The sequence below is a fragment of the Pseudoalteromonas sp. SM9913 genome (genome assembly GCF_000184065.1).
Classification (GTDB): domain Bacteria; phylum Pseudomonadota; class Gammaproteobacteria; order Enterobacterales; family Alteromonadaceae; genus Pseudoalteromonas; species Pseudoalteromonas tetraodonis.
Window position 1 is genome coordinate 3,212,089 of the sequence record NC_014803.1, and the last position, 21,697, is coordinate 3,233,785.

Consider the following 21,697-nt stretch of genomic DNA (forward strand, 5'->3'; position numbering starts at 1 on the left):
TCTTTATTGAGAATAAAACCATGACTAACTATGTTGCTTTTAATGCACAGCACGCTATTAATTACATCAATTCGTTAATTGAATCTAATCAATACGACTTTTTTAAGCCGGGGCAAGCGCTTGCCGCTTATGAGTTTGGTGACGGTAATCTCAACTTAGTATTTAGAATTACGGATGAGCAAAACAACAGTATTATATTAAAGCAAGCTTTACCGTATGCGCGTTGTGTAGGTGAGTCGTGGCCATTAACACTTGATAGAGCACGCATAGAGGCAGAAGTTTTACTTAATCATGGGGCTATTTGCCCTGCGCATACGGTTACTGTTTTACATTACAATAAAGACTTAGCCCTGACCATTTTAGAAGATTTAGGTGATATGCAAATTTTGCGTACAGCGCAAAATAATGCTGAACAATTTCCAAACCTTGCTCACCACGTAGCTGTATATTTAAGCCAAACGGGCTTTTATAACTCTGATTTTTATTTATTAGCGCAAGATAAAAAAGCACGTATTAGCCAATTTACCAACCCTGAACTGTGCCAAATTACTGAAGATTTATTTTTTAGCGATCCGTACACAGAGCATGAACGCAACAACTATCCGGCACAATTACAAACTGAAGTTGAGGCTATTCGTAAAAACGGGGCATTAAAACTTGAAGTAGCAAAGCTAAAAGCTAACTTTTTATCGAACCCACAAACCTTGTTGCATGGCGATATGCACAGCGGAAGTATTTTTGTTAATCAAACTACCACTAAAATGATCGACCCTGAGTTTGGCTTTTTTGGCCCTATTGGCTTTGATATTGGATCTTTTATCGGTAACTTACTACTAAATTACTGTGCTCAGCACGGTCGCATTGACGACTTTGTAGCACGTCGTAATTATCAAACCCATTTATTAAGTACATTGGTTGAATGCTACGCCACATTTGAACAACAGTGGTTTGAGCTCATAAATAAGCAAACAACTGATGAGACACTTAAAGCTTCAGGCTACGCAGAGTATTTTATGAAACATGTTTTACAAGATGCTATTGGCTACTGTGGCATAGAGCTAATTAGACGCACTATAGGCCTTGCTAATGTAATTGATATAGAAGGCATTACCGATGAGGCCGCACGGTTAAACGTACAAAAACAAACATTAGCACTGGGTGAGCAATTGATTTTAAATGCCCACACTTGCGATACTAAAGACGCGTTTTTCAGCTTGCTAATAAGCCATTTAAATTAGGGTCTGTTTGACCCTAAACTAAGTCTTTATTTTATTAAAAAAGGCGCTTTAAGCGCCTTTTAAGCTATATTTAATGATAGTGCTCGTACATTTTATCTAGTGGCTCAGAAAGACCGCTCTCTTGCACTATACGCACATGTTTGCGTTTTAATTCGCGAGCACTGGTAACGCCACAAGAATGTGCAATAAGCCCCGCACCGTAATGAATGTATTTATTATAATTTGCGACCCGCTGCGCTTTATCCTCAACATTTAAACCACGCTGTAAACGTTCATTATGCGTAGTAATTCCTGTGGGGCAGGTATCTTTATTACATTGCATAGCCTGAATGCAGCCTAGTGCAAACATATGTCCACGTGCAGACACAACAAAGTCGGCACCTAGTGCTAATGCCCACACAACTTTTGAGGGCACAATTAATTTGCCAGAGACAATAATTTTAACTCGCTCTCTAAGGCCATGCTTTTTTAGTAACTGAATAACTAAAGGAAGACTTTCTTTTAGCGGTAACCCCACCGAATCGAGTAAAGACTGAGGCGCAGCGCCGGTACCACCATCAGCACTATCTATGGTAATGAAGTCGGGTGCAGACTCAATACCACGATGATTTATCTCGGCAAATAAACTTTCTAACCAAGCATGTTCACCAATTACCGCTTTAAAGCCTGTCGGTTTACCGGTTGTACTTCTTACCGTGGTGAGCATGTCTAAAATATCGTTTGGATTTTTTATTTCTGGGTGCCCATTTGGGCTAATTGAATCCTGCCCCTCAGGTATGCCTCTTATTTTAGCAATTTCAGCATTCACTTTTCGCCCAGGTAACATACCGCCTTTACCTGGCTTGGCACCTTGGCTCATTTTCAGCTCAAACATTTTAACTGCTGGGTGTGCAGCAACGGCTTTTAGTTTTTCTGTGCTTAAATTTCCCTGCTCGTCGCGTACACCATATTTAGCCGTACCAATTTGAAACACGATATCGGCACCACCTTCTAAGTGATACGGACTAAGTCCGCCTTCCCCCGTGTTCATCCAACAACCGGCTAATTTTGCCCCCTTCGAGAGCGCACGTACAGCAGGACTGGATAACGCGCCAAAGCTCATGCCCGATATATTAAATAACGAATTTGTGGTGTAAGGAAATTTACAATAAGGCCCAAGCGTTACATTGCTAGGCGCTAGGGCTTCTTCATCTAAGGTAGGAAATGCGCAGTTCATAAACATTACGGTGCCTGTCGTTTCTAAGCTTTGGGTTGAACCAAAAGCAGCCGTATGATCAACATCTTTAGCAGCCCGATATACCCAACTGCGTTCGGCGCGATTAAAGGGCATTTCTTCACGGTCGAGAGCAAAAAAATACTGACGAAAAAACTCACCTTGGCGTTCAAAAAAGTAGCGAAAACGTCCAATTACTGGATAATTACGCCTAATAGCATGCTTTGTTTGGGTAACATCTCGAACATAAAAAATAGCAATTAATATAACCAGCAATCCAAATACAACAATAAATAAGCTGGCAAACACATCGATACTGAACATTATAAATTGACTCATTACTTATCCTTAAATGCTAAAAAAGCGTGATGTCATTAAATAACACCACACTTTTATAGTTTCAAAATAATGCGCTTTTAGCTATCTGTTTTTGCTAATTCTGCTTGTATATACAAACGTATTTGCTGCTCAAGCACCGACAAAGGCACTGAACCATGGCGTAATATTTGATGATGAAACTCACGAATATCAAACTGCTGACCTAATGCTTGCTCGGCCTCTGCACGCAGACGTTTAATTGTTAACTCACCAATTTTGTATGACAACGCTTGTGCAGGCCATGAAATATAACGATCGGTTTCTGTTTTTACATTGTGTAATGAAAGCGCCGTATTATCGGCCATAAAATTCATTGCACGCTCACGACTCCAGCCGTACATGTGCATACCCGTATCAACCACTAAACGTGCAGCACGCCACATTTCGTAGGTTAAACGACCAAAGTTGCTGTACGGGTCTTGATAAAAACCCGCTTCAACACCTAAGTACTCTGAATACAGTCCCCAGCCCTCACCAAACGCTGATAAATACGCATCACGGCGATAGCTAGGTAAGCTTTCAAGTTCTGCATTGAGTGATATTTGTAAATGATGACCCGGAACAGCTTCGTGCAAAGTTAATGCTTCTAAAGCGTAGAGTGGTCGTTTATCTAAAGCGTAGGTATTCACCCAATAAAAGCCGGCTTGATCATCACGGCTCGAACCCGAATAGCGCCCAGTAGTGTACTTAGGAGCAATATTGGCAGGCACCGGCGCTACGCCATAAGGTTTGCGCGGTAAGGTATGAAATAATTTAGGCAACTGCGCATCCATTTTTTTGGCAATATACGCGGCCTCTTTTAATAATTGCTCAGGCGTTGTGGCGTAAAACTGCGGATCTGTTCGTAAAAAGTGGATAAATTCTGCAAACGTGCCTTTAAAACCTACTTCTTTAATAACCGCTTCCATTTCACTACGAATGCGCGCAACCTCCGCTAAACCCAGCTCATGTATTTCTTTTGGGGTCATTTGTGTGGTGGTGTAATATTTAGCACGATTTGCATAAAAGGCCTCACCATTTGGTGTTGACGAAATACCAATATCACTACGTGCGCCTGGTAAGTATTCGTTATTAAAAAAAGTTAAGTAGTCTTTGTAGGCATTAATAACTTGGCTACTGATAATTGCTTTAGCTTGTTGTTGCAAATCTGCAAATTCACTATCACTTAAACCCGCGGTATTGTTTAAAAATGGCTTATAAAATTCAGATTGTGTGACGTCATCAACAATGTAAGCAGTAATCGAGTCTTGATAACCAATTAACACCGCTTTGGGTTGAGTTAAACCAACCTCTAATCCTTTGCGCATCCATGCCATATTTTGCTCAAAAAAGCGCGGAACTTGCTGTAATCGCTTTAAATAGTGTTGATAATCTTGTGCGGTTTTATAATCAGAGCTATTAACAATAAACGATAGGCTTGAATGGAATCCATATTCTGACGTTAAAGGCATGTAGTGCGTATTAAATACATATTCATCAACACTATTTTGCACTTGCGCTCGAATAATACTGTAGTTAATTTGGTTTTCATCACTGAGCTTACTTACATCTATGGCATCTAAATCTGCTAATAACTGGGTGTTTTTTTGATATTGCTGCGCTAAAAATTCAGCTGACAAATTAGGTAATAAGTAGCCATCAACTCCTTCGGGGTTACTATACGGGCTAACATTTTGGCGATGCTGTACGATATTTTCAGCCGCTTGCGTAAATTGTTGATCCGCATTAATTGCGGTGAGCTGACACGCGCTTAGTGAGCACACTAAAGTGACACTTAATAAGGAAAGACGCATTTGTTTTGAAAGAGATAAATTCATAGTGAGTGATCTTAGTAATATTACAGATGTGATAAACCTATCGTAGCCTAGATAAATAGCAAATAGATATACGACCAACTGCGCAAAATATACGCCCGTGAGACATTGTATTAACTTAAGTTAATACAAAACTATAAATAACTTAGAGTAATTGCTCAGAAAAACAACGGTTATTGAAATTATAGTGCTATTTTAGCCAACTCCGACTCATTTTACTTTTAAATAACGGATATAATGATTATTGTATCGTTGCTTGGAAGCAAATTGCCTCATTGGACGAGTTTTATAAATCAGCATTTATGCGTATTTGGTTGGTAATTGCAAATGATGTTCCATGATTCCATGGCTTTAGCACAAGAAAAAATGACAAAAGTATGTATGTTTTTAGAGCATCATGTTTTGCCTCCTACCCCCTTAAATTTTCAAGTTGTGTATACATACATTAGTAAAATCCATTTTGCGCTTAATAATGCCATTGATGATGCCATAGATGCCCATCAAAATATTGATGAGCTGTTTATTGAACAACTCTATTTTGAATATTTAAATCAAGGGCATAAAACCGAAGTAGCAATAATTGAAAACGTCAATGGCGTGATCAATTCACTATCGCAAAATGCTCAACAGACCGAAAAAAAGCTAAATGACTTTGCAGGTCATGTTAATGACTGTATGCACTCTCTAGATGAAAATAATATTGCCAACAGCCGTATTGCTTTAGAAAGGCTTAATGAACAAACTCAGCTTTTATTAACGCAACAAGCACAATTTAAACACCAACTAAGTCAGGCCAAAAAACTACACGAAGCAACTAAAAAACAACTTAATACCTTACGCAAACAACATGTGATTGACCCACAAACTGGCTTATATAAACGCCATTATTTAACCAAACAAACACAGTTATGGTTAAAACAAGACAAATCAATCTCAGCTATTGCAATTCAAATTGATAATTTAGAGCATTTTATTAATAATTTTGGCGATGCCATTGGCGAAGTGATTTTAAATAAAGTGGCTAAGCAAGTGCAAAAATATGTTTCGCAAAGTGGCTTAGCTGGGCGCTCTGCAAAAGATCAATTCATCGTTTTACTTGCTAACATAGAGCCCGAAACCGCTAACCTTATTGCACAAAAAGTGATAAGCGGAGTTGAAAAGCTACGTTTTATTAGTTCAAAAAGCGATCTAAAACTACCCCCCATTTCTCTCTCACTAGGGATCACTGAGCAACAACAAGGCGACTTTAACCAGCTAGTTAAAAGTGCCTCAAACGCCGCTTTTAAGTCACGCTCTTCTCAATAACCCAGTACACTGTTCAAACAATAAAATTAACTGATAAATCATATTCAAATTGCACCCTTGGTGCACAATCAAGTACACTAGTCTTTATTACCACGATAGAGATTAATCATGAACGAGAACCCTGAAAAGACCACGCATTTTGGCTATAAAACTGTTGCCGAAACCGAAAAAGCTTCTATGGTTGCTGATGTATTTCATTCTGTTGCGACAAAGTACGATGTTATGAATGATCTCATGTCTTTTGGTATTCATCGTTTATGGAAACGTCAAACAATTGCCAGCTCAGGTATTCGTAAAGGTCATCATGTATTAGATTTAGCCGGTGGTACTGGCGATTTAACTGCAAAGTTTAGCCAGCTTGTTGGCGAAACCGGTCAGGTTGTTTTAGGTGATATAAACTCTTCAATGTTAAAAGTAGGCCGCGAAAAGCTGCATAACTTAGGCCTTGTAGGCAACATTGATTACGTACAAATGAATGCCGAAGCCTTGCCTTTCCCTGATAATAGCTTTGATTTAATTACGATTGCTTTTGGTTTACGTAATGTGACGGATCAAAATAAAGCGCTGCGCTCTATGTATCGTATTTTAAAGCCAGGTGGTCGTTTACTCATTCTTGAGTTTTCAAAACCAGAGCAAGAATTGTTGAGCAAAGCATATGATTTTTACTCTTTCAACATTTTACCTACTATGGGTAAGTTGGTTGCTAACGACAGTGAATCATACCAATATTTAGCTGAGTCAATTCGTATGCATCCAGATCAAGAAACGCTAAAAGCGATGATGGTCGAAGCAGGATTTGAACAAGCAACTTATCAAAACCTTACAGGCGGCATTGTTGCACTTCACCGTGGGTTTAAATACTAAGGTTAGTAATTTATGGCGCTTGAAGAAAACAATAAAGAACAATCGGCTGAAAGCAGTTTTTTTATGCTACCGAGCTTTGTGCTTTCGCTTATTGAACAAGTATTAAATCAAGCGCTTAAACTCGACCCGAGCTTAGTCGATAAGCTAAAAGCGGTAGAACATCAGCGTTTATTAGTTGAAGTTAGAGATTGGCAGCAAAAAATAGCCATTACTTATGCCAATCAGCAGCTACATCTTTACACTGCATTAGCACATGCTGACGCTGACTGTATGATCAGTGCCAATATAAACACCTTGTTAGCTCTTAAAAATCCAGCCATGCTTACCCAGCTTATACGTCAAGACAAACTTGATTTGCAAGGGGATTTAAACATAGCTCAAAATTATAGTTCCGCCTTTTCAAGTTTAGACATTGATTGGCCAGAGCAACTAGCAAAGTATGTTGGGGATGCACCTGCACAACAACTTTATTTGCACTTTCAGTCGTTTAAGCAGCAAGGTAAAAAAGCAAAATCACAGCTCGATAGCACCTTGATCAGCCTGTTCCAAGATGAATTGGCAATTACAATTCACCCATTAGAGCTTGCGCAATTTAAACAACAAAATAGAGCACTAAAAAGCCAAGTTGCTGCCATTGAGCAACGCATTAACGCCCTAATTAAAGCACTTTAACGCGCTAAGGATTTTTTGTGTCAACTGCCCGACTGTATTACATAACTAAAACCCTGCTTAGCTACGGACTCGATGAGCTTATTCCAAAACACAAAGTACCTTGGTTTGCTAAACTTGCACGAGGAAGTTTGTTTTGGTTGCGCAACCAACACAAAAATAAACCCCCGGGCTTAAGACTTCGTTTAGCGCTGCAACAACTTGGCCCGGTGTGGATAAAATTTGGCCAAATGCTCTCAACCCGTCGTGACTTGTTACCCCACGATATCGCGCTAGAGTTAGCATTTTTACAAGATCAGGTAGAACCTTTTGAAGGTGAATTAGCGCAAAAGATCATCGAAAAAGCATTAGAAATAGATGATATTAGCCAGCTATTTAGCGAGTTTTCACAAACCCCCTTGGCATCGGCCTCAATTGCTCAAGTGCATACTGCCACCCTCGTTGACGCGCAGGGCGAATCGCAAGATGTTGTTATTAAAGTTATTCGCCCTAACATTGAGCAGCAAATTAATGCCGATTTAGCCTTAATGGAAAAATTAGCTAAAGTTGTTGGTAAGTTAATTAATGAAGCGAAACGCTTACGCCCTGTAGAAGTGGTTAAAGAGTATAAAAAAACATTACTCGATGAACTAGACTTAATGCGTGAGGGTGCTAACGGCATTCAATTAAAGCGTAATTTTGAAGACTCAGAATCGCTATATATTCCAACAGTATACAGTGACTACAGCCGCAATAATGTGCTGGTTATGGAGCGAATTTACGGAATTCCGGTGTCAGATACTGAAGCACTGATGGCACAAAATACCAATATGAAATTACTAGCTGAGCGCGGAGTGGAAGTGTTTTTTACCCAAGTATTCCGCGATAGTTTTTTTCATGCAGATATGCACCCTGGCAATATTTTTGTGTCGCGCGAAAACCCGCACAATCCTAAATATATTGGCATAGATTGCGGCATTGTGGGAACACTTAACAAAGAAGATAAACGTTATTTAGCTGAAAACTTTATTGCCTTTTTTAATCGTGACTACCGCCAAGTAGCTCAGCTACATGTTGATTCAGGATGGGTGCCGCCCGATACCAGCATTGAAGAGTTTGAATTTGCCATTCGTACCGTTTGCGAGCCCATTTTTAATAAACCACTTGCTGAAATATCATTTGGCCATGTACTGGTTAATTTATTTAATACTGCACGTCGTTTTAATATGCAGGTTCAACCACAACTCGTATTATTACAAAAAACCTTGTTGTATGTTGAAGGCTTAGGTCGCCAGCTTTATCCACAACTAGATTTGTGGAAAACCGCAAAACCGTTTTTAGAAGACTGGGTAAAACAACAGGTTGGCCCGCTTTCTGTACTAAAGCAAATGTATGCAAACTTACCGTTTTGGGCAGAAAAAATGCCTGAGTTGCCTGATTTAATTTATCAAAATTTAAAACGAGCACCGCACGCACAACCTCCAACATCAACGGTTTCACATAAACCCTTGGTTTTAGGACTTTTTAGTAGTGCAGCGATGATTGTTTCAGCATTATTTTATTTACAACATAACTTAATGGCCGCTGGCGTTGTCTTAGGCTGTGCTGTAGTTGGCTTTATAGCGGCTTGGCGCCGCGCATAAACTAAGTGCTATTTACCGCTGTGGGCGTATAATCAGCATTTAATCTTAATATTAACGGCTTTAAAAGCAGGAGAAAACCATGGGGTTTGGTGGTATTAGTATTTGGCAGCTATTAATTGTACTTGCAATCATTGTACTTTTATTTGGTACCAAAAAGCTACGCGGTATCGGTGGTGATTTAGGCGGCGCAGTTAAAGGTTTTAAAAAAGCGATGTCGGATGAACAAAGCGCTGAAAAACAAGCCAGCGAAAATAAAACAGAACACATTGAAAAATCAGCAGAATCAACACCTATCGATTCAAGTACAACTAGCAAAACTAAAGACAACGACAAGGTTTAACCAGCATGGGAATGTGGGAGCTTGTTGTTGTATTTATTGTCGGTTTGGTGGTGCTTGGTCCTGAGCGCTTACCTGTCGCTATTAGAACTGTGAGCCGTTGGGTTAAAACAGCAAAAGCAATGGCCAATTCCGTAAAAGCGGAGGTGAGCGAGGAGCTTCGTGTGCATGAACTACACGAAAATCTAAAAAAAGCAGAGCAACAAGGTCTTAAAGATTTAAGTCCTGACCTACAAAACTCTGTTTCTGAGCTACAACAAGCGGCGCAATCAGTCACCCATAGCTATAAAAAAAGTCAAACGCCAGCATCAAATAGCCAACAAACAGATGACTCAAAGTGAACATAGCACTCTCTTTTTTTCATGCACTTAATACACGGTATAAAACACAATGACTGAGGAAGTAAAATCAGGGTTTGTCGCTCATTTAATTGAATTACGTGACCGGCTAATTAAATCGTTATTAAGTATTTTAGTGATTTTTATTGGCTTAATTTACTTTGCAAACGATATTTATACCTTTGTAGCTGCTCCGTTAGTTGCTCATTTACCTAGTACAGCCACTATGATTGCAACGGATGTTACTGCACCGTTTTTTGCCCCTTTTAAGCTGACGTTGTTTGTTGCTTTATTTGCTGCCATTCCTTGGATTTTGCATCAAATTTGGGGGTTTATAGCCCCGGGTTTATATCAACATGAAAAGAAAATGCTGATGCCCATATTGGCTTCCAGTATTATCTTATTTTATAGTGGCATTGCTTTTTGTTACTTTGTGGTGCTACCTATAATTTTAGGGTTTTTCACCAGTGTAGGGCCGCAAATGATGACGCTTGCGCCCGATATAAGTAGTTATTTAGGCTTTGTGCTCAAGCTGTTTTTTGCTTTTGGGATCGCATTTGAAATCCCAGTTGCAATTATGTTGCTCTGCTGGAGCGGTGCAACAACCACACAAAGTCTAAAAGAAAAGCGTCCCTATATAGTGGTTGGCGTATTTGTAGTGGCAATGTTTTTAACGCCTCCTGATGTGCTTTCACAAACCCTATTGGCACTACCTATGCTGCTTTTATTTGAGCTTGGTTTAATTTTAGCTAAATTTTATACCGCAAAACCACAACAAGAATCTAAGGAATAATATGAACAAGTATTTACTTTCTTTACTCGCTTTAGTCAGCGTACCGGTTGTAGCCGCTACTCCTATTAATGAGCAAGCTTTGCAAGCCTGTAGTTTTATTGAAAACGACTTTAATCGTTTACTCTGCTACGACAACACCATTGCCGGAAAGTCATTAACACAACCAGCACAAAGCCAGCTAAGCAAATCGGCACAAACAAATGTAAAAGCTGAAACTCCCGCTGCAACAGCGCCTGTGGCCATTAAAGCAAAAGAGTTTGGTTTAGAGCATAAAGAAATTGCGGAAAATGGTGAAGAGTCTATTACGTCAATGATTTCATCTGTTAAAAAAGCACCTTATGGTGAGCTAATCATTACCTTAGAAAATAACCAGCAATGGCGTCAAATTGGTTCAGATAGCTTAAGATTAGACGAAGGCGATACTGTTATTATTAGCCGTGGCGTATTCAACTCTTTTTTACTCAAAAAAGCAGATCAAAACCGTTCAATTCGTGTAAAACGTACTCAGTAATGCAATACACGTTAATTGATGCTGGCGTAAATTTAACTAATCATCAATTTGATGGTCAGCATCAAGAGGTGCTCGCCAGAGCAAAAGATGCGGGCGTAAACCAAATGCTGATTATTGGCTGTGATATCAGCTCCAGTGAAGAATCATTAGCACTTGCTGCGCACTATAATCAATATGCTACCGCTGGTATTCACCCTCATGACGCTAAAACAGCAACCCCTGAGCTTGAGCAACAACTTACTCAGCTCGCTCAAAATGAGCAGGTTATTGCCATAGGTGAATGCGGACTAGATTACAATCGCGACTTTTCCCCTAGAGATATACAACGTGCTGTTTTGCGTCGTCAGCTCGCATTAGCTGAAAAACTCAACTTGCCTGTTTATTTGCATGAACGTGATGCCAGTGAGGATATGCTCACTATTTTAAAAGAATTTACTGTTCGCGGTGTACTGCACTGCTTTACAGGTAATGCACAAGCACTCTCAGGTTACTTAAACTTAGGACTTTATATTGGTATTACCGGCTGGGTATGTGACGAAAGACGTGGCGAGGAGTTACAACAACTTATACCGAGTATTCCTATTGAACGTTTATTAATAGAAACCGATTCGCCTTTTTTAATTCCTCGTACAGTTAAACCAAAGCCAAAATCAAGACGAAACGAGCCAGCACTGCTGCATTATGTGTGTGACACGCTTGCTCAGCTTTATGGCATTCCGGCATCTGAAGTGGCAAAGCATACTCGTGAAAACTTTAATCGCTTATTTGGATTAGAGAAAAAATAATGCGCATCTTTAGCACCTTGCTGGCATTCATCATGGTGTTTTTTACATCCTGTTTCCCTGCAAGTGCAATCGATATAAATAGCGAATTTAGTTCAAAAAAAATAGAGTCTATTCATTATTCATTTACCCCAAATTCATTAGAAGATGCACAACAAAGCAACTTACAACAATGGCAGTTACTTAATAACAAACCGCTTAATTTAGGTCTTGAAACTCGCCCTGTGTGGATTCAATTTCAACTAAATAATTATCTTAATAAGCCAACAGAGCCAATTTTATCGTTAGATAACCCACTTCTAAACAATGTATACCTGTACCACTTTATGGGTGAGAAGCAACTAAAATCGGAACATCTTGGTGATGCTCTTCCTTTATCTAATAGAGCGATTAAAAGTGAGTCTTTGCTGGTTAAATTAACACTTCCCGCTAACAGCGAAACCACCGTTTATCTTAACGTTAATAATAATGCGGGAATCGGGCTTCGCGTCCCCCTCACCTTATGGCAACAAGATGAATTATTAGCCCATAAAAGTATGCTTAACTTGCACTATGGATTACTGATTGGATTTATTTTTTCTTTGGCTATCAGTAGCTTGGTTTTATTTGCTTTTTCACGTAAACATTATTTTGCCTATGCCGGTGTGATTACACTGATGCTTAGCCTATTTTTAGCATATTTAGGCGGATTTGGGTTTCGTTATGCCCCTCCAAGCATAGCAGCCTTACAGCAGTTAATGCTGCCTATTTTGCTAATGCTGATCACGGTATTGTTTCTTCCTTTACAGCGCCATGTTTGCATACCCATTAAATCCAACTTAGTTAAAGGGCAAACAATAATTACCACCTTATATGCATTGGTTATTGTACTTATAGGGTTGCTGCCTACTCCAAGCGTGGCTTTGTTTTCTATTTTAAGCATTCCTGTCATTTTAAGTTATCATGTTGTCACAACATTATTTTATCTACGAAAAAACCCCACGAGCCCCAATAAATCTCTATTAATGGCACTCGGGTTCTTTTTAATTGTAGTCATTCATTTTTCCGTTGCGTTAACAGGCCTGTATACCGTCACTAGATCCAGCTTAATACTCACCTTCGCAGCCTCATTAAGCTGCTCATTTTGTTTAAGCTACACCGTCATAAAATTATTTATATTACAACGCGATGAGCAAGTCACAACACAACAGGCATTGATTGCAAAAAGTGCAGCGCAAGACGCGCTCTTAAATGAGCGGATTGAATTACAAGAGCGCACTCGTCATGAACTTGAAAACCAAGTTGATGAGCGCACCTTTGAGTTACAAGTCACACTTAGGGAACTTGAAGATAAAAACCGTGAGCTTGAACAACTCAATATGGAAGATGCTCTAACAGGGGTAAAAAATAGACGCTTTTTTGATAAAAAAATAATCATGGAAATTCGCCGTTCACGCCGTGAGCAAACACCCTTGAGCATCATTATGCTTGATATAGATAAGTTTAAAGCAATCAACGATACGTATGGCCACTTAACCGGCGATCAGGTAATTCGAGCAGTCTGTGATGTTATTAAACAACAATTAAAACGTCCTCTTGATGAAGTGGCGCGTTATGGTGGTGAAGAATTTGTCGTCCTGCTACCCAATACTAATAATCAAGGTGCGTTAGCTATTGCCGAGCAAATACGCTGCGCAATAGAAAAAAACACTGTCAGTGTTGCAGGTACTACGATTAAATACACCATTAGTGCCGGTGTTTATACTCATATTGCCGATGATGTTCATAACCCTGAAACATTTACTGAGTGTGCCGATAAGGCACTCTATCTAGCAAAACAACATGGCCGCAATCAAGTGGTTAATTTTCCAATCTCACAGTAGGAGCGTATAACTTATGGCCCAATCTGGACTAGACCTTTTCCCATATACTCGCATGCGTAGAATGCGCCGTAATGATTTCTCTCGTCGCCTTATGGCTGAAAACCAGCTGAGTGTTAATGATCTTATTTATCCTGTTTTTGTGCTTGAAGGTAAAAACCGTCGTGAAAGCATTGAATCGATGCCCGGCATTGAACGTTTATCAATTGATTTACTGCTAGAAGAAGCTAAAGAATTAGTTGATTTAGGCGTCCCTGCGCTTGCTATTTTCCCTGTTACCCCTGCAGATAAAAAGTCTCTACTCGCTGAAGAAGCGTATAACGATGATGGCTTAGCACAAAGAACTGTACGCGCATTAAAAGAAACCTTTCCAGAGCTTGGCGTGATCACCGATGTTGCACTTGACCCATTTACTGTGCATGGTCAAGACGGCATTATTGATGATGCAGGTTATGTAATTAATGACGTCACTACCGAAATTTTAGTTAAGCAGGCGCTATCACACGCACATGCAGGTGCTGATGTTGTTGCCCCATCAGACATGATGGACGGGCGTATTGGTGCAATTCGTGAAGCCCTTGAAGCCGATGGCTTTATTCACACTCGCATTATGGCCTATTCAGCAAAGTATGCATCAAGCTACTATGGCCCATTTAGAGATGCTGTCGGTTCAGCAGGAAACTTAAAAGGCGCTGATAAAAAAACTTACCAAATGGATCCTGCCAACTCTGATGAAGCTATTCGCGAAGTGGCTCTTGATTTGCAAGAAGGCGCCGATATGGTAATGGTTAAGCCAGGTATGCCTTATTTAGACATTGTACGCCGCGTTAAAGATGAATTTGGTGTACCAACATTTGCTTATCAGGTAAGTGGTGAGTACGCGATGCATAAAGCCGCTATTGATAACGGCTGGCTGAGTGAGGAAGCCACTATTATGGAATCTTTATTAGCATTTAAACGTGCAGGTGCTGATGGCATTCTGACTTACTTTGCAAAGCAGGCAGCCCGCTATTTAAATAAGTAATAAAAGCATATTGATATAAAAGGGCTTTATTGCCCTTTTTTATGTTTAAGAACAACACATAGTTGGCATTTATGCAGCGTTACCCCCTATTTTTATAGATAGTAATCACACTACACAGGCTCTGTCTTACCTAAAACTAAACACACAACTGTACGTTCTACCTCAAAAAATAACAAAACCTAATATTGTTAACATTCTGTATTCTATTTGTAATCATTTTTCATTACACTAAGCGTCCCATTTGGGGAAACAAAAACACGGGAAAAAATAATAATGTTGAAAACAAAAATAACGCCATTGGCGCTTGTGTTAGCAAGCCTCAGTGCACCCGCTACCGCTAACCTCGTTATATCAGAATACGTAGAGGGCAGTAGCTATAATAAAGCAGTAGAACTATTTAATAATTCGACAACCCCACTGTCATTGGATGGCTACACCCTAAGTCTCTATTCAAATGGCAATACAGAGGCAAACAATACGCTCGATTTAACCGGTGAACTTGCTGCTAATAGCACTTATGTCATTGTTAATGGTAATGCTTCAGTTGAATTAAAAGAAAAAGCGGATCAACTCAGCGCCGTCACTAACTTTAATGGTGATGACGCACTGGTACTTACGCAAGGCTCAACCGTTATTGATAGCTTTGGTCAACGCGGCGTAGATCCAGGTTCATTTTGGTCTGAAGGTGGCGTACAAACACAAAATAAAACACTGCGTCGTAAAGAAACTCAATTAAACGGACGCACTGATGCCGATGGCGCTTTTAATCCAAGTGAGCTATGGCTGCAATTTGATCAAGATGATTTTAGTGATCTAGGTATCTTTGCAGGGAATTCTTCACCTAATCCAGATCCTGAGCCAGAACCTGAAAATCCTTTACTATGTGGCGCTGATAAAACATTAATTAGCAGTATTCAAGGTGAAGGCGCAAGCAGTCCACTGGTTAACACTGTGGTTGAATTTGAAGGCGTTGTGACAGCTGATTTCCAAGCAGATGATCAGCTCAAAGGCTTTTTTGTAAATTCACTTAATAGTGATGAAGATGCAAATCCCCTTACTTCTGAAGGTGTATTTGTTTACTTTACCAATACTGATGTTAATGTTGGCGACCATGTTCGCGTACAAGGTACTGTTGAAGAGTACTTTGATGCCACCCAAATTGGTAATGTTAGCCAAGTTGCTATTTGTGATACCGGCCTTTCAGCTTATCCGACTAAAATCACTTTACCCGTTATCGATCAAAGTGAGTTAGAAGCATTTGAAGGTATGTTGGTGACCCTAGAGCAGCCATTAGTTGTCACGAATAACTATGGTTTAGGTCGTTACGGTGAATTAGAGCTTGCCACCGAACGTTTATATCAAGGGACACAAGTTGCACTTCCTGGTGCGGCAGCAAATGCGGTTGAAGCGCAAAATCTAACTAAAAAAATACTCGTAGATGATGGCTCAACTCGTCAAAATCGCGACCCTATTGCTTACCCTGTACCTGGATTATCAGCAGAGAATACGCTGCGTACTGGCGATACAGTAAATACCGTTACTGGCGCCCTAGCGTACAGTTTTAGCACTTACCGTATTCACCCAACGGTCACACCTCAGTTTATAGCAACGAATCCGCGTACCGATGCACCAGAGTTAAACCCTGACGCTGATTTACGTGTTGCCAGCTTTAACGTACTTAACTACTTTAATGGCGACGGCCAAGGCAGCGGTTTCCCAACTAGCCGAGGCGCTGACTCAGAAGTAGAATTAATTCGTCAACAGGCCAAACTAGTTAGTGCTATCAGTGCTATGCAAGCTGATGTGATTGGCTTAATGGAAATTGAAAATGACGGCTTTGGCGAATTTAGCGCAGTTGCAAGCTTAGTAAATGCACTTAATGATGCCGACAGTCAAAATCAATATGCATTTGTGGACTTTGGCGTTGATAAAATCGGCACCGACGCTATTACTACCGCGCTTATTTATCGTGCTGATAAAGTACAGCAAGTAGGAACAGCAGCGATTACAACTGACGCGCCTTTTGACTACAGCAATCGCGCACCTATTGCGCAAAGCTTTAAGTCTTTAGAGACAGAAGAAGTCTTTACTGTTGCCGTTGCTCACTTAAAATCTAAAGGTGGTTGTGGAAGTGCAACTGGTGGAAACGCTGATCAAAATGACGGCCAAGCATGTTGGAACGAAATTCGAACTGCTGGCGCCAATGCATTTGCTGATTGGTTAAATAGCAAACCAACAGGGGTTGATGATGAAGATATCATTCTTGTTGGCGACATGAACGCCTATGCAATGGAAGATCCTATCCGTGCATTTGCTGATAAAGGCCTTAAAAATGTGGTTGCTGAGCTAGATGGCAACACTTTAGGTTACTCTTATAGCTTTTCTGGCCGAGCGGGTAGTTTAGATCACGCCCTAGTCAGTCCAAGCTTATTAAATAAAGTAGTCAGTGCAACCGATTGGCACATTAATGCCGATGAGCCTATCTCGCTTGATTATAACGTTGAGTTTAAATCTGACGCACAACAATCAACCTTATATGCTCAAGGTCCTTACAGAGCGTCAGATCATGACCCTGTTATTGTCGATATTCGCTCGACCATTATCGCGCCACCTGAGCCAGAACCTGAAGTAATTATTGGCGAAATTAATAATATTGGCGGGTGGTTTTGGTGGAAAAGCTACAGCTTTGAAATCCCACAAGGTTATGACGAGCTAACGGTTAGCCTTGACGGTGGCTGGGGTGATGCAAACTTATTTGTACGCCATAAAAGAAACCCGACTCTTTTCAGAAAAGATTGCGCCTCAATAAGCTTCGGTAATAGTGAAAGCTGTTCATTTACCAACCCTAAAGAAGGTAAGTGGCGAGTGCGTGTAAACGGCGCCATTCCTTTTGGTAATGTTAAATTAACGTACAAAGCAACAAAGTATGCTGATTAAGCTTAATTAGTCGGTTAACAATTAGGTATTGTGACCTAAAATATCTATATAGTTACTCAAAAGCCGCTTTCGCGGCTTTTTTATTTTTTATACAAATGTAATTCAGACAAGCTTCAGCAAACATTGCTTACTATCTATGCAAACCTTGATATGGCCTTTATCAAATTTCACACCTTTCATTTATTGTTTAATAAATACAAAGTGTGAAGCTGCGTTACTACACCTGCGCTAAAACGATAATTGCCCAGTCCTGCTAACCCATATAAAAACCATTGAGATAGACGTTACTCTCGCTGTAAATATATTTTTATAAAGGATTCAAAATGAAAGAACGCATTCACCTTATATCAACTTGTCAAAGGGCTTTTAAACCTTTGGTAGGGATGTTGATAGTTTTTTCACTGTGGGGAACGAACAACGCCATTGCAGCAACCTCATTAGAAGCGGCAATACCACAAGGCAGCTTATTTGATGTGATAAGTGCGCGTGCTAAAAAGCTTGCTGAGCAAGATTACATTGCACCTAAAAACATACAAATAGAAGCGCTCAATAGTATTGATTATCAAGACTACCGCTCAATCCGCTTCAAACACGATCAATCGGTATGGAAAGATGAAGGGCTTTATGAGCTGCAACTGTTTCACCCAGGTTTTTTATATAAAACCCCAGTCAAAATCAATATCGTTGATCAAGATGCCAAGCTTAGCCGTCTCCCATTTAGCACAGACTTTTATCAATATGATGGAACAGCAGCACACCTAAAAGATGAAATAGCAAAAAGTGTTGAAGGTACACAGTTAGGGCATGCTGGTTTTAGATTGCATTACCCACTAAATAACGATGACTATAAAGATGAAATTGTGGTGTTTCAGGGCGCTTCTTATTTTCGCCTAGTTGGACCTAATCAAGTTTATGGCTTATCAGCACGCGGATTGGCAATTGATACCGCACAAACATCTGGTGAAGAGTTTCCTTCATTCAAAGAGTTTTGGTTAGTAAAACCAACACCAGAGCAAACTAATATTACTATTTTTGCTTTACTCGATAGCCCATCGGTAGCCGGAGCCTACAAGTTTGAAATAGACCCAAACACACAGACACGAGTTAACGTCGACATGCAAATTTTTGCGCGTAAAGATGTTAAAAAGCTAGGTATAGCGCCATTAACGAGCATGTTTTATCACGGTGAAAATAGCACTAAGTTTTTTGATGATTACCGCCCTGAAGTACATGATTCAGATGGTTTGCTCACGCAGTCACAAGAGAGTAATTGGGTATGGCGTCCGCTTAATAATCCATCCCAACTCAGTGTAACCTCTTTTTCATATGAGAATCCAAAAGGCTTTGGCCTTGTGCAGCGTGACCGTGACTTTAATAACTACTTTGATATAGAAGCGCATTACCATGAACGCCCTAGCCTTTGGATAGAACCACAAGGTGAATGGGGCAATGGCCGTGTTGAGCTAGTAGAAATTCCAACAGATACTGAAACAAACGATAATATTGTAAGTTATTGGGTTCCTGAAAAGCCGTTCAAAGCAGGAGAGGCATTAAAGTTTAGCTATAAGATGACGACGTTTAATGATTATCTAAGCCAAAATAATTTGGCCAAAGTAGCTAGAACGCGTATTGGTAGTGCCGCATTACCTGGTGAAGATAATCCACCGCCAAAAAGCCATCGTCAATTTACTGTTGACTTTACCGGCCCTGATATCAATCAGTTATCAGCAAAATTAGCACTTAGCGCAGATCTTCAGCTTACTACCGGTGAAGCCCGCGATATTACAGTGCAAAAATTACCAAAATCATTAGGTTGGCGTGTTGCTTTTAAAGTCGCTCCCCAAGGTAGTGATCCTGTAGATATGCGTTTATCGCTAAAGCTACGTAATAAAGAAGTGAGCGAGGTATGGAGCTATGTTTGGTATCCAAATGACATCAAGTAAACAAAGCGCAGGCACGCCGATGCCTTTTAAAACACTTCGTGTGTGGTTATTTGCTATCGCTGCTATTGGTCTTTCAGGCTATGGCATTTCAATTATGTTTGAAATTTTAAACTCAAATGGCATGACCTTGCTTGAGTATGCACTTCTTGCTTTATTTTCTATTACTTTTGCGTGGATAGTCACCGCATTTTGTAGTGGTTGTATTGGTTTTATACTGCAGCTATTTCGGATAGATCCACTCACACTTAAAAAAATAAAGCCGGTCTCTATTAACAGTGAAGCACTGTCACAGCAAAAAACAGCTGTGGTTATGCCTATATATAACGAAGATACGCACAGAGTGATTGCAGGCTTTGAAGTCAGCTTACAATCATTAAAAGCGACAGGGCAATTAAAACACTTTGATTTTTATTTACTAAGCGATACACAAGACGCAACTATTGCTAGTAATGAATTAAGTGCATGGCATGCGTTATGTGAGCGCTTAGGTGATACTGCAAAGCAGGTATTTTATCGTCGCCGTGAAGATAACAAACATCGTAAAGTGGGTAACTTAACCGACTTTTGTGAGCGCTGGGGTAGCCAATACGAGCATATGATTGTATTGGATGCCGATAGTGTAATGACTGGCCAATGCATGCTAGAGCTCACTACCAGTATGCTAAATAATCCACAAGCGGGATTGATTCAGACTATCCCTATTCCTGTGCGCCAAGATACCTTTTTTGGACGCTTTTTACAGTTCGCTTCAATTCTTTATAGTCCAATGTTAGCTACCGGCTCTGCTTTTTGGCAGACCGACAAAGCCAATTACTGGGGCCATAATGCCATTATTCGCGTCAAAGCATTTATTGATTGCTGTGGCTTGCCAACACTAAAAGGTAAAGCGCCTTTTGGTGGTGAAATTTTAAGTCATGATTTTGTGGAAGCCTCTTTATTACATAGCGCGAATTGGGACGTATTATTACTTGCCGATATTGAAGGCAGTTACGAGGAAGTTCCGAGCAACATATTAGATTATGCTGTACGCGATAGACGCTGGGTTCAAGGTAATATTCAACACCTTGGCTTATTATCATCAGCAAAATTAAAGCTAATGAGTAAGCTGCATTTTTTACTGGGTGCAACCGCGTATATATCATCACTCATTTGGTTATCTATGCTGGCGTTAAGTACCATAGATGCGGTAACACGCGCTTTAAATAGTGATGTCTATTTTAATCGCGCCTATCAACTATTTCCAACTTGGCAAATAGCCAAAACAGAACTCATTGACTCATTACTTTACCTAACTATCATTATTTTATTATTGCCTAAACTCATGGGCGTGATTGTTACCTTAGTACACCGTAAGCAGCGCTTTGGTGGTGCATTAAAACTTACTTTAGGGTCTATAATTGAAACCGTATTTGCCATTATTGTGGCACCATTAATGATGGTTTTTCATGCATATTTTGTAGTCTGTGTATTTTTAGGTAAAAAAGTAAAATGGGACGCTCAACCGCGTGAAGGCAGAATGGTGCCATGGAAAGAAGCGTTTAGTTATACATTGCTTTCTTCTCTGATTGCCATTGTATGGGGTAGCGTTGCTTATTACTTTACGCCAGTCTTTTTTTGGTGGTTATCTCCTATTTTATTAGGACTCATACTCGCTGCACCTATTGTGCGCTATTCAAGTAGTATCAAGCTAGGCGTTAAGCTCAGACAATGGGGGATTTTTCTCTGCCCGAGTGAAGTCGATAATGATGTAACATTAGCGGCACTTAAAGTACACCTCAAAGAGATAACCGTTCCACCTGCAGGGCGTTATTCAACAGCAATACCGCTGTTACCACAAGAACACAAAGTAACCATGCCTATTCAGAGCTTTAGTAGTGAATCACATCGTAAGAAGTTTAAAGCACTCATTACAAAAACAGCTAATAAGCTAAATTAATACCAATTCGCTTAATTAAGTCAGCTATTTTGAAGATTGGTATAGTCATAATAAATAAAAAAGGAGCAACTAACTGTTGCTCCTTTTTTATGACCGCACGCTTTAATTTTCGAGCTTAATAACCTTCAGACAAT

General features: G+C 40.0%; 17 protein-coding genes. 15 read left to right on the forward strand and 2 right to left on the reverse strand.

Translation table 11 applies throughout. The features are described 5' to 3' along the window. The first annotated feature begins 20 nt into the window (after positions 1-20). On the forward strand, positions 21-1,238 hold the full coding sequence (mtnK, locus tag PSM_RS14825; RefSeq protein WP_041695893.1) for an S-methyl-5-thioribose kinase: 1,218 nt from the start codon (positions 21-23) through the stop codon (positions 1,236-1,238). 70 nt (positions 1,239-1,308) lie between these two features. Here the strand turns inward: mtnK and PSM_RS14830 are convergent, their stop codons facing one another. Both PSM_RS14830 and PSM_RS14835 read right to left on the reverse strand, forming a co-directional pair. Further along, a complete protein-coding gene (locus tag PSM_RS14830) occupies positions 1,309-2,790 on the reverse strand; it encodes an FMN-binding glutamate synthase family protein (RefSeq protein WP_013466195.1) in 1,482 nt (493 codons plus the stop codon). A 77-nt stretch (positions 2,791-2,867) separates the two neighbouring features. Then, entirely contained in the window at positions 2,868-4,646 is a 1,779-nt protein-coding gene (locus PSM_RS14835; RefSeq protein ID WP_013466196.1) for a DUF885 domain-containing protein, read from the reverse strand. A gap of 342 nt (positions 4,647-4,988) precedes the next feature. On the opposite strand from PSM_RS14835, the gene PSM_RS14840 reads away from it, so the two are divergent. The 14 genes from PSM_RS14840 to mdoH all read left to right on the forward strand — a co-directional run bounded on the left by PSM_RS14840 (position 4,989) and on the right by mdoH (position 21,563). Beyond that, a complete protein-coding gene (locus PSM_RS14840) occupies positions 4,989-5,948 on the forward strand; it encodes a GGDEF domain-containing protein (RefSeq protein ID WP_013466197.1) in 960 nt (319 codons plus the stop codon). Between the two features lie 108 nt (positions 5,949-6,056). Next, positions 6,057-6,812 carry a bifunctional demethylmenaquinone methyltransferase/2-methoxy-6-polyprenyl-1,4-benzoquinol methylase UbiE gene (gene ubiE, locus PSM_RS14845; RefSeq protein ID WP_008108541.1) on the forward strand — a complete coding sequence of 252 codons (756 nt, stop codon included), beginning with the start codon at positions 6,057-6,059 and terminating at the stop codon, positions 6,810-6,812. Between the two features lie 12 nt (positions 6,813-6,824). Beyond that, entirely contained in the window at positions 6,825-7,484 is a 660-nt protein-coding gene (locus tag PSM_RS14850; RefSeq protein ID WP_013466198.1) for a ubiquinone biosynthesis accessory factor UbiJ, read from the forward strand. A 17-nt stretch (positions 7,485-7,501) separates the two neighbouring features. Further along, positions 7,502-9,103, forward strand: a complete 1,602-nt coding sequence (gene ubiB / locus PSM_RS14855) for a ubiquinone biosynthesis regulatory protein kinase UbiB (RefSeq protein WP_013466199.1) — start codon at positions 7,502-7,504, stop codon at positions 9,101-9,103. A 79-nt stretch (positions 9,104-9,182) separates the two neighbouring features. After that, complete coding sequence (gene tatA / locus PSM_RS14860; RefSeq protein WP_013466200.1) at positions 9,183-9,443, forward strand: Sec-independent protein translocase subunit TatA; 261 nt, start codon at positions 9,183-9,185, stop codon at positions 9,441-9,443. 5 nt (positions 9,444-9,448) lie between these two features. Then, positions 9,449-9,781, forward strand: a complete 333-nt coding sequence (tatB, locus tag PSM_RS14865; protein WP_013466201.1) for a Sec-independent protein translocase protein TatB — start codon at positions 9,449-9,451, stop codon at positions 9,779-9,781. Between the two features lie 49 nt (positions 9,782-9,830). Next, complete coding sequence (gene tatC / locus PSM_RS14870; protein WP_013466202.1) at positions 9,831-10,571, forward strand: twin-arginine translocase subunit TatC; 741 nt, start codon at positions 9,831-9,833, stop codon at positions 10,569-10,571. A gap of 1 nt (position 10,572) precedes the next feature. Beyond that, a complete protein-coding gene (locus tag PSM_RS14875) occupies positions 10,573-11,082 on the forward strand; it encodes a hypothetical protein (protein ID WP_013466203.1) in 510 nt (169 codons plus the stop codon). Continuing rightward, positions 11,082-11,867: a TatD family hydrolase gene (locus tag PSM_RS14880; RefSeq protein WP_013466204.1), complete on the forward strand. Its 786-nt coding sequence runs from the start codon at positions 11,082-11,084 to the stop codon at positions 11,865-11,867. The genes PSM_RS14875 and PSM_RS14880 overlap by 1 nt, the downstream gene beginning before the upstream one ends. After that, the gene (locus tag PSM_RS14885; RefSeq protein ID WP_013466205.1) at positions 11,867-13,726 is read left to right on the forward strand and encodes a sensor domain-containing diguanylate cyclase; all 1,860 of its coding nucleotides are present in this window, start codon (positions 11,867-11,869) and stop codon (positions 13,724-13,726) included. Before PSM_RS14880 ends, PSM_RS14885 begins: the two co-directional genes overlap by 1 nt. A 13-nt stretch (positions 13,727-13,739) precedes the next feature. Then, the gene (gene hemB / locus PSM_RS14890) at positions 13,740-14,747 is read left to right on the forward strand and encodes a porphobilinogen synthase (protein ID WP_008108557.1); all 1,008 of its coding nucleotides are present in this window, start codon (positions 13,740-13,742) and stop codon (positions 14,745-14,747) included. A 273-nt stretch (positions 14,748-15,020) separates the two neighbouring features. After that, positions 15,021-17,684, forward strand: a complete 2,664-nt coding sequence (locus tag PSM_RS14895) for an ExeM/NucH family extracellular endonuclease (protein WP_013466206.1) — start codon at positions 15,021-15,023, stop codon at positions 17,682-17,684. A gap of 323 nt (positions 17,685-18,007) precedes the next feature. Beyond that, positions 18,008-19,627, forward strand: coding sequence for a glucan biosynthesis protein G (locus tag PSM_RS14900; protein ID WP_013466207.1), 1,620 nt, complete (start codon positions 18,008-18,010; stop codon positions 19,625-19,627). Next, entirely contained in the window at positions 19,599-21,563 is a 1,965-nt protein-coding gene (gene mdoH, locus PSM_RS14905) for a glucans biosynthesis glucosyltransferase MdoH (protein ID WP_013466208.1), read from the forward strand. Before PSM_RS14900 ends, mdoH begins: the two co-directional genes overlap by 29 nt. Positions 21,564-21,697 lie beyond the last annotated feature (134 nt).

What these genes read in the sequence shown, in the direction of transcription:
- mtnK (WP_041695893.1), top strand. Translation starts at nt 21, where the DNA reads ATGACTAACTATGTTGCTTTTAATGCACAGCACGCTATTAATTACATC.
- PSM_RS14830 (WP_013466195.1), bottom strand. Translation starts at nt 2,790, where the DNA reads ATGAGTCAATTTATAATGTTCAGTATCGATGTGTTTGCCAGCTTATTT.
- PSM_RS14835 (WP_013466196.1), bottom strand. Translation starts at nt 4,646, where the DNA reads ATGAATTTATCTCTTTCAAAACAAATGCGTCTTTCCTTATTAAGTGTC.
- PSM_RS14840 (WP_013466197.1), top strand. Translation starts at nt 4,989, where the DNA reads ATGGCTTTAGCACAAGAAAAAATGACAAAAGTATGTATGTTTTTAGAG.
- ubiE (WP_008108541.1), top strand. Translation starts at nt 6,057, where the DNA reads ATGAACGAGAACCCTGAAAAGACCACGCATTTTGGCTATAAAACTGTT.
- PSM_RS14850 (WP_013466198.1), top strand. Translation starts at nt 6,825, where the DNA reads ATGGCGCTTGAAGAAAACAATAAAGAACAATCGGCTGAAAGCAGTTTT.
- tatA (WP_013466200.1), top strand. Translation starts at nt 9,183, where the DNA reads ATGGGGTTTGGTGGTATTAGTATTTGGCAGCTATTAATTGTACTTGCA.
- tatB (WP_013466201.1), top strand. Translation starts at nt 9,449, where the DNA reads ATGGGAATGTGGGAGCTTGTTGTTGTATTTATTGTCGGTTTGGTGGTG.
- tatC (WP_013466202.1), top strand. Translation starts at nt 9,831, where the DNA reads ATGACTGAGGAAGTAAAATCAGGGTTTGTCGCTCATTTAATTGAATTA.
- PSM_RS14875 (WP_013466203.1), top strand. Translation starts at nt 10,573, where the DNA reads ATGAACAAGTATTTACTTTCTTTACTCGCTTTAGTCAGCGTACCGGTT.
- PSM_RS14880 (WP_013466204.1), top strand. Translation starts at nt 11,082, where the DNA reads ATGCAATACACGTTAATTGATGCTGGCGTAAATTTAACTAATCATCAA.
- PSM_RS14885 (WP_013466205.1), top strand. Translation starts at nt 11,867, where the DNA reads ATGCGCATCTTTAGCACCTTGCTGGCATTCATCATGGTGTTTTTTACA.
- hemB (WP_008108557.1), top strand. Translation starts at nt 13,740, where the DNA reads ATGGCCCAATCTGGACTAGACCTTTTCCCATATACTCGCATGCGTAGA.
- PSM_RS14895 (WP_013466206.1), top strand. Translation starts at nt 15,021, where the DNA reads ATGTTGAAAACAAAAATAACGCCATTGGCGCTTGTGTTAGCAAGCCTC.
- PSM_RS14900 (WP_013466207.1), top strand. Translation starts at nt 18,008, where the DNA reads ATGAAAGAACGCATTCACCTTATATCAACTTGTCAAAGGGCTTTTAAA.
- mdoH (WP_013466208.1), top strand. Translation starts at nt 19,599, where the DNA reads ATGTTTGGTATCCAAATGACATCAAGTAAACAAAGCGCAGGCACGCCG.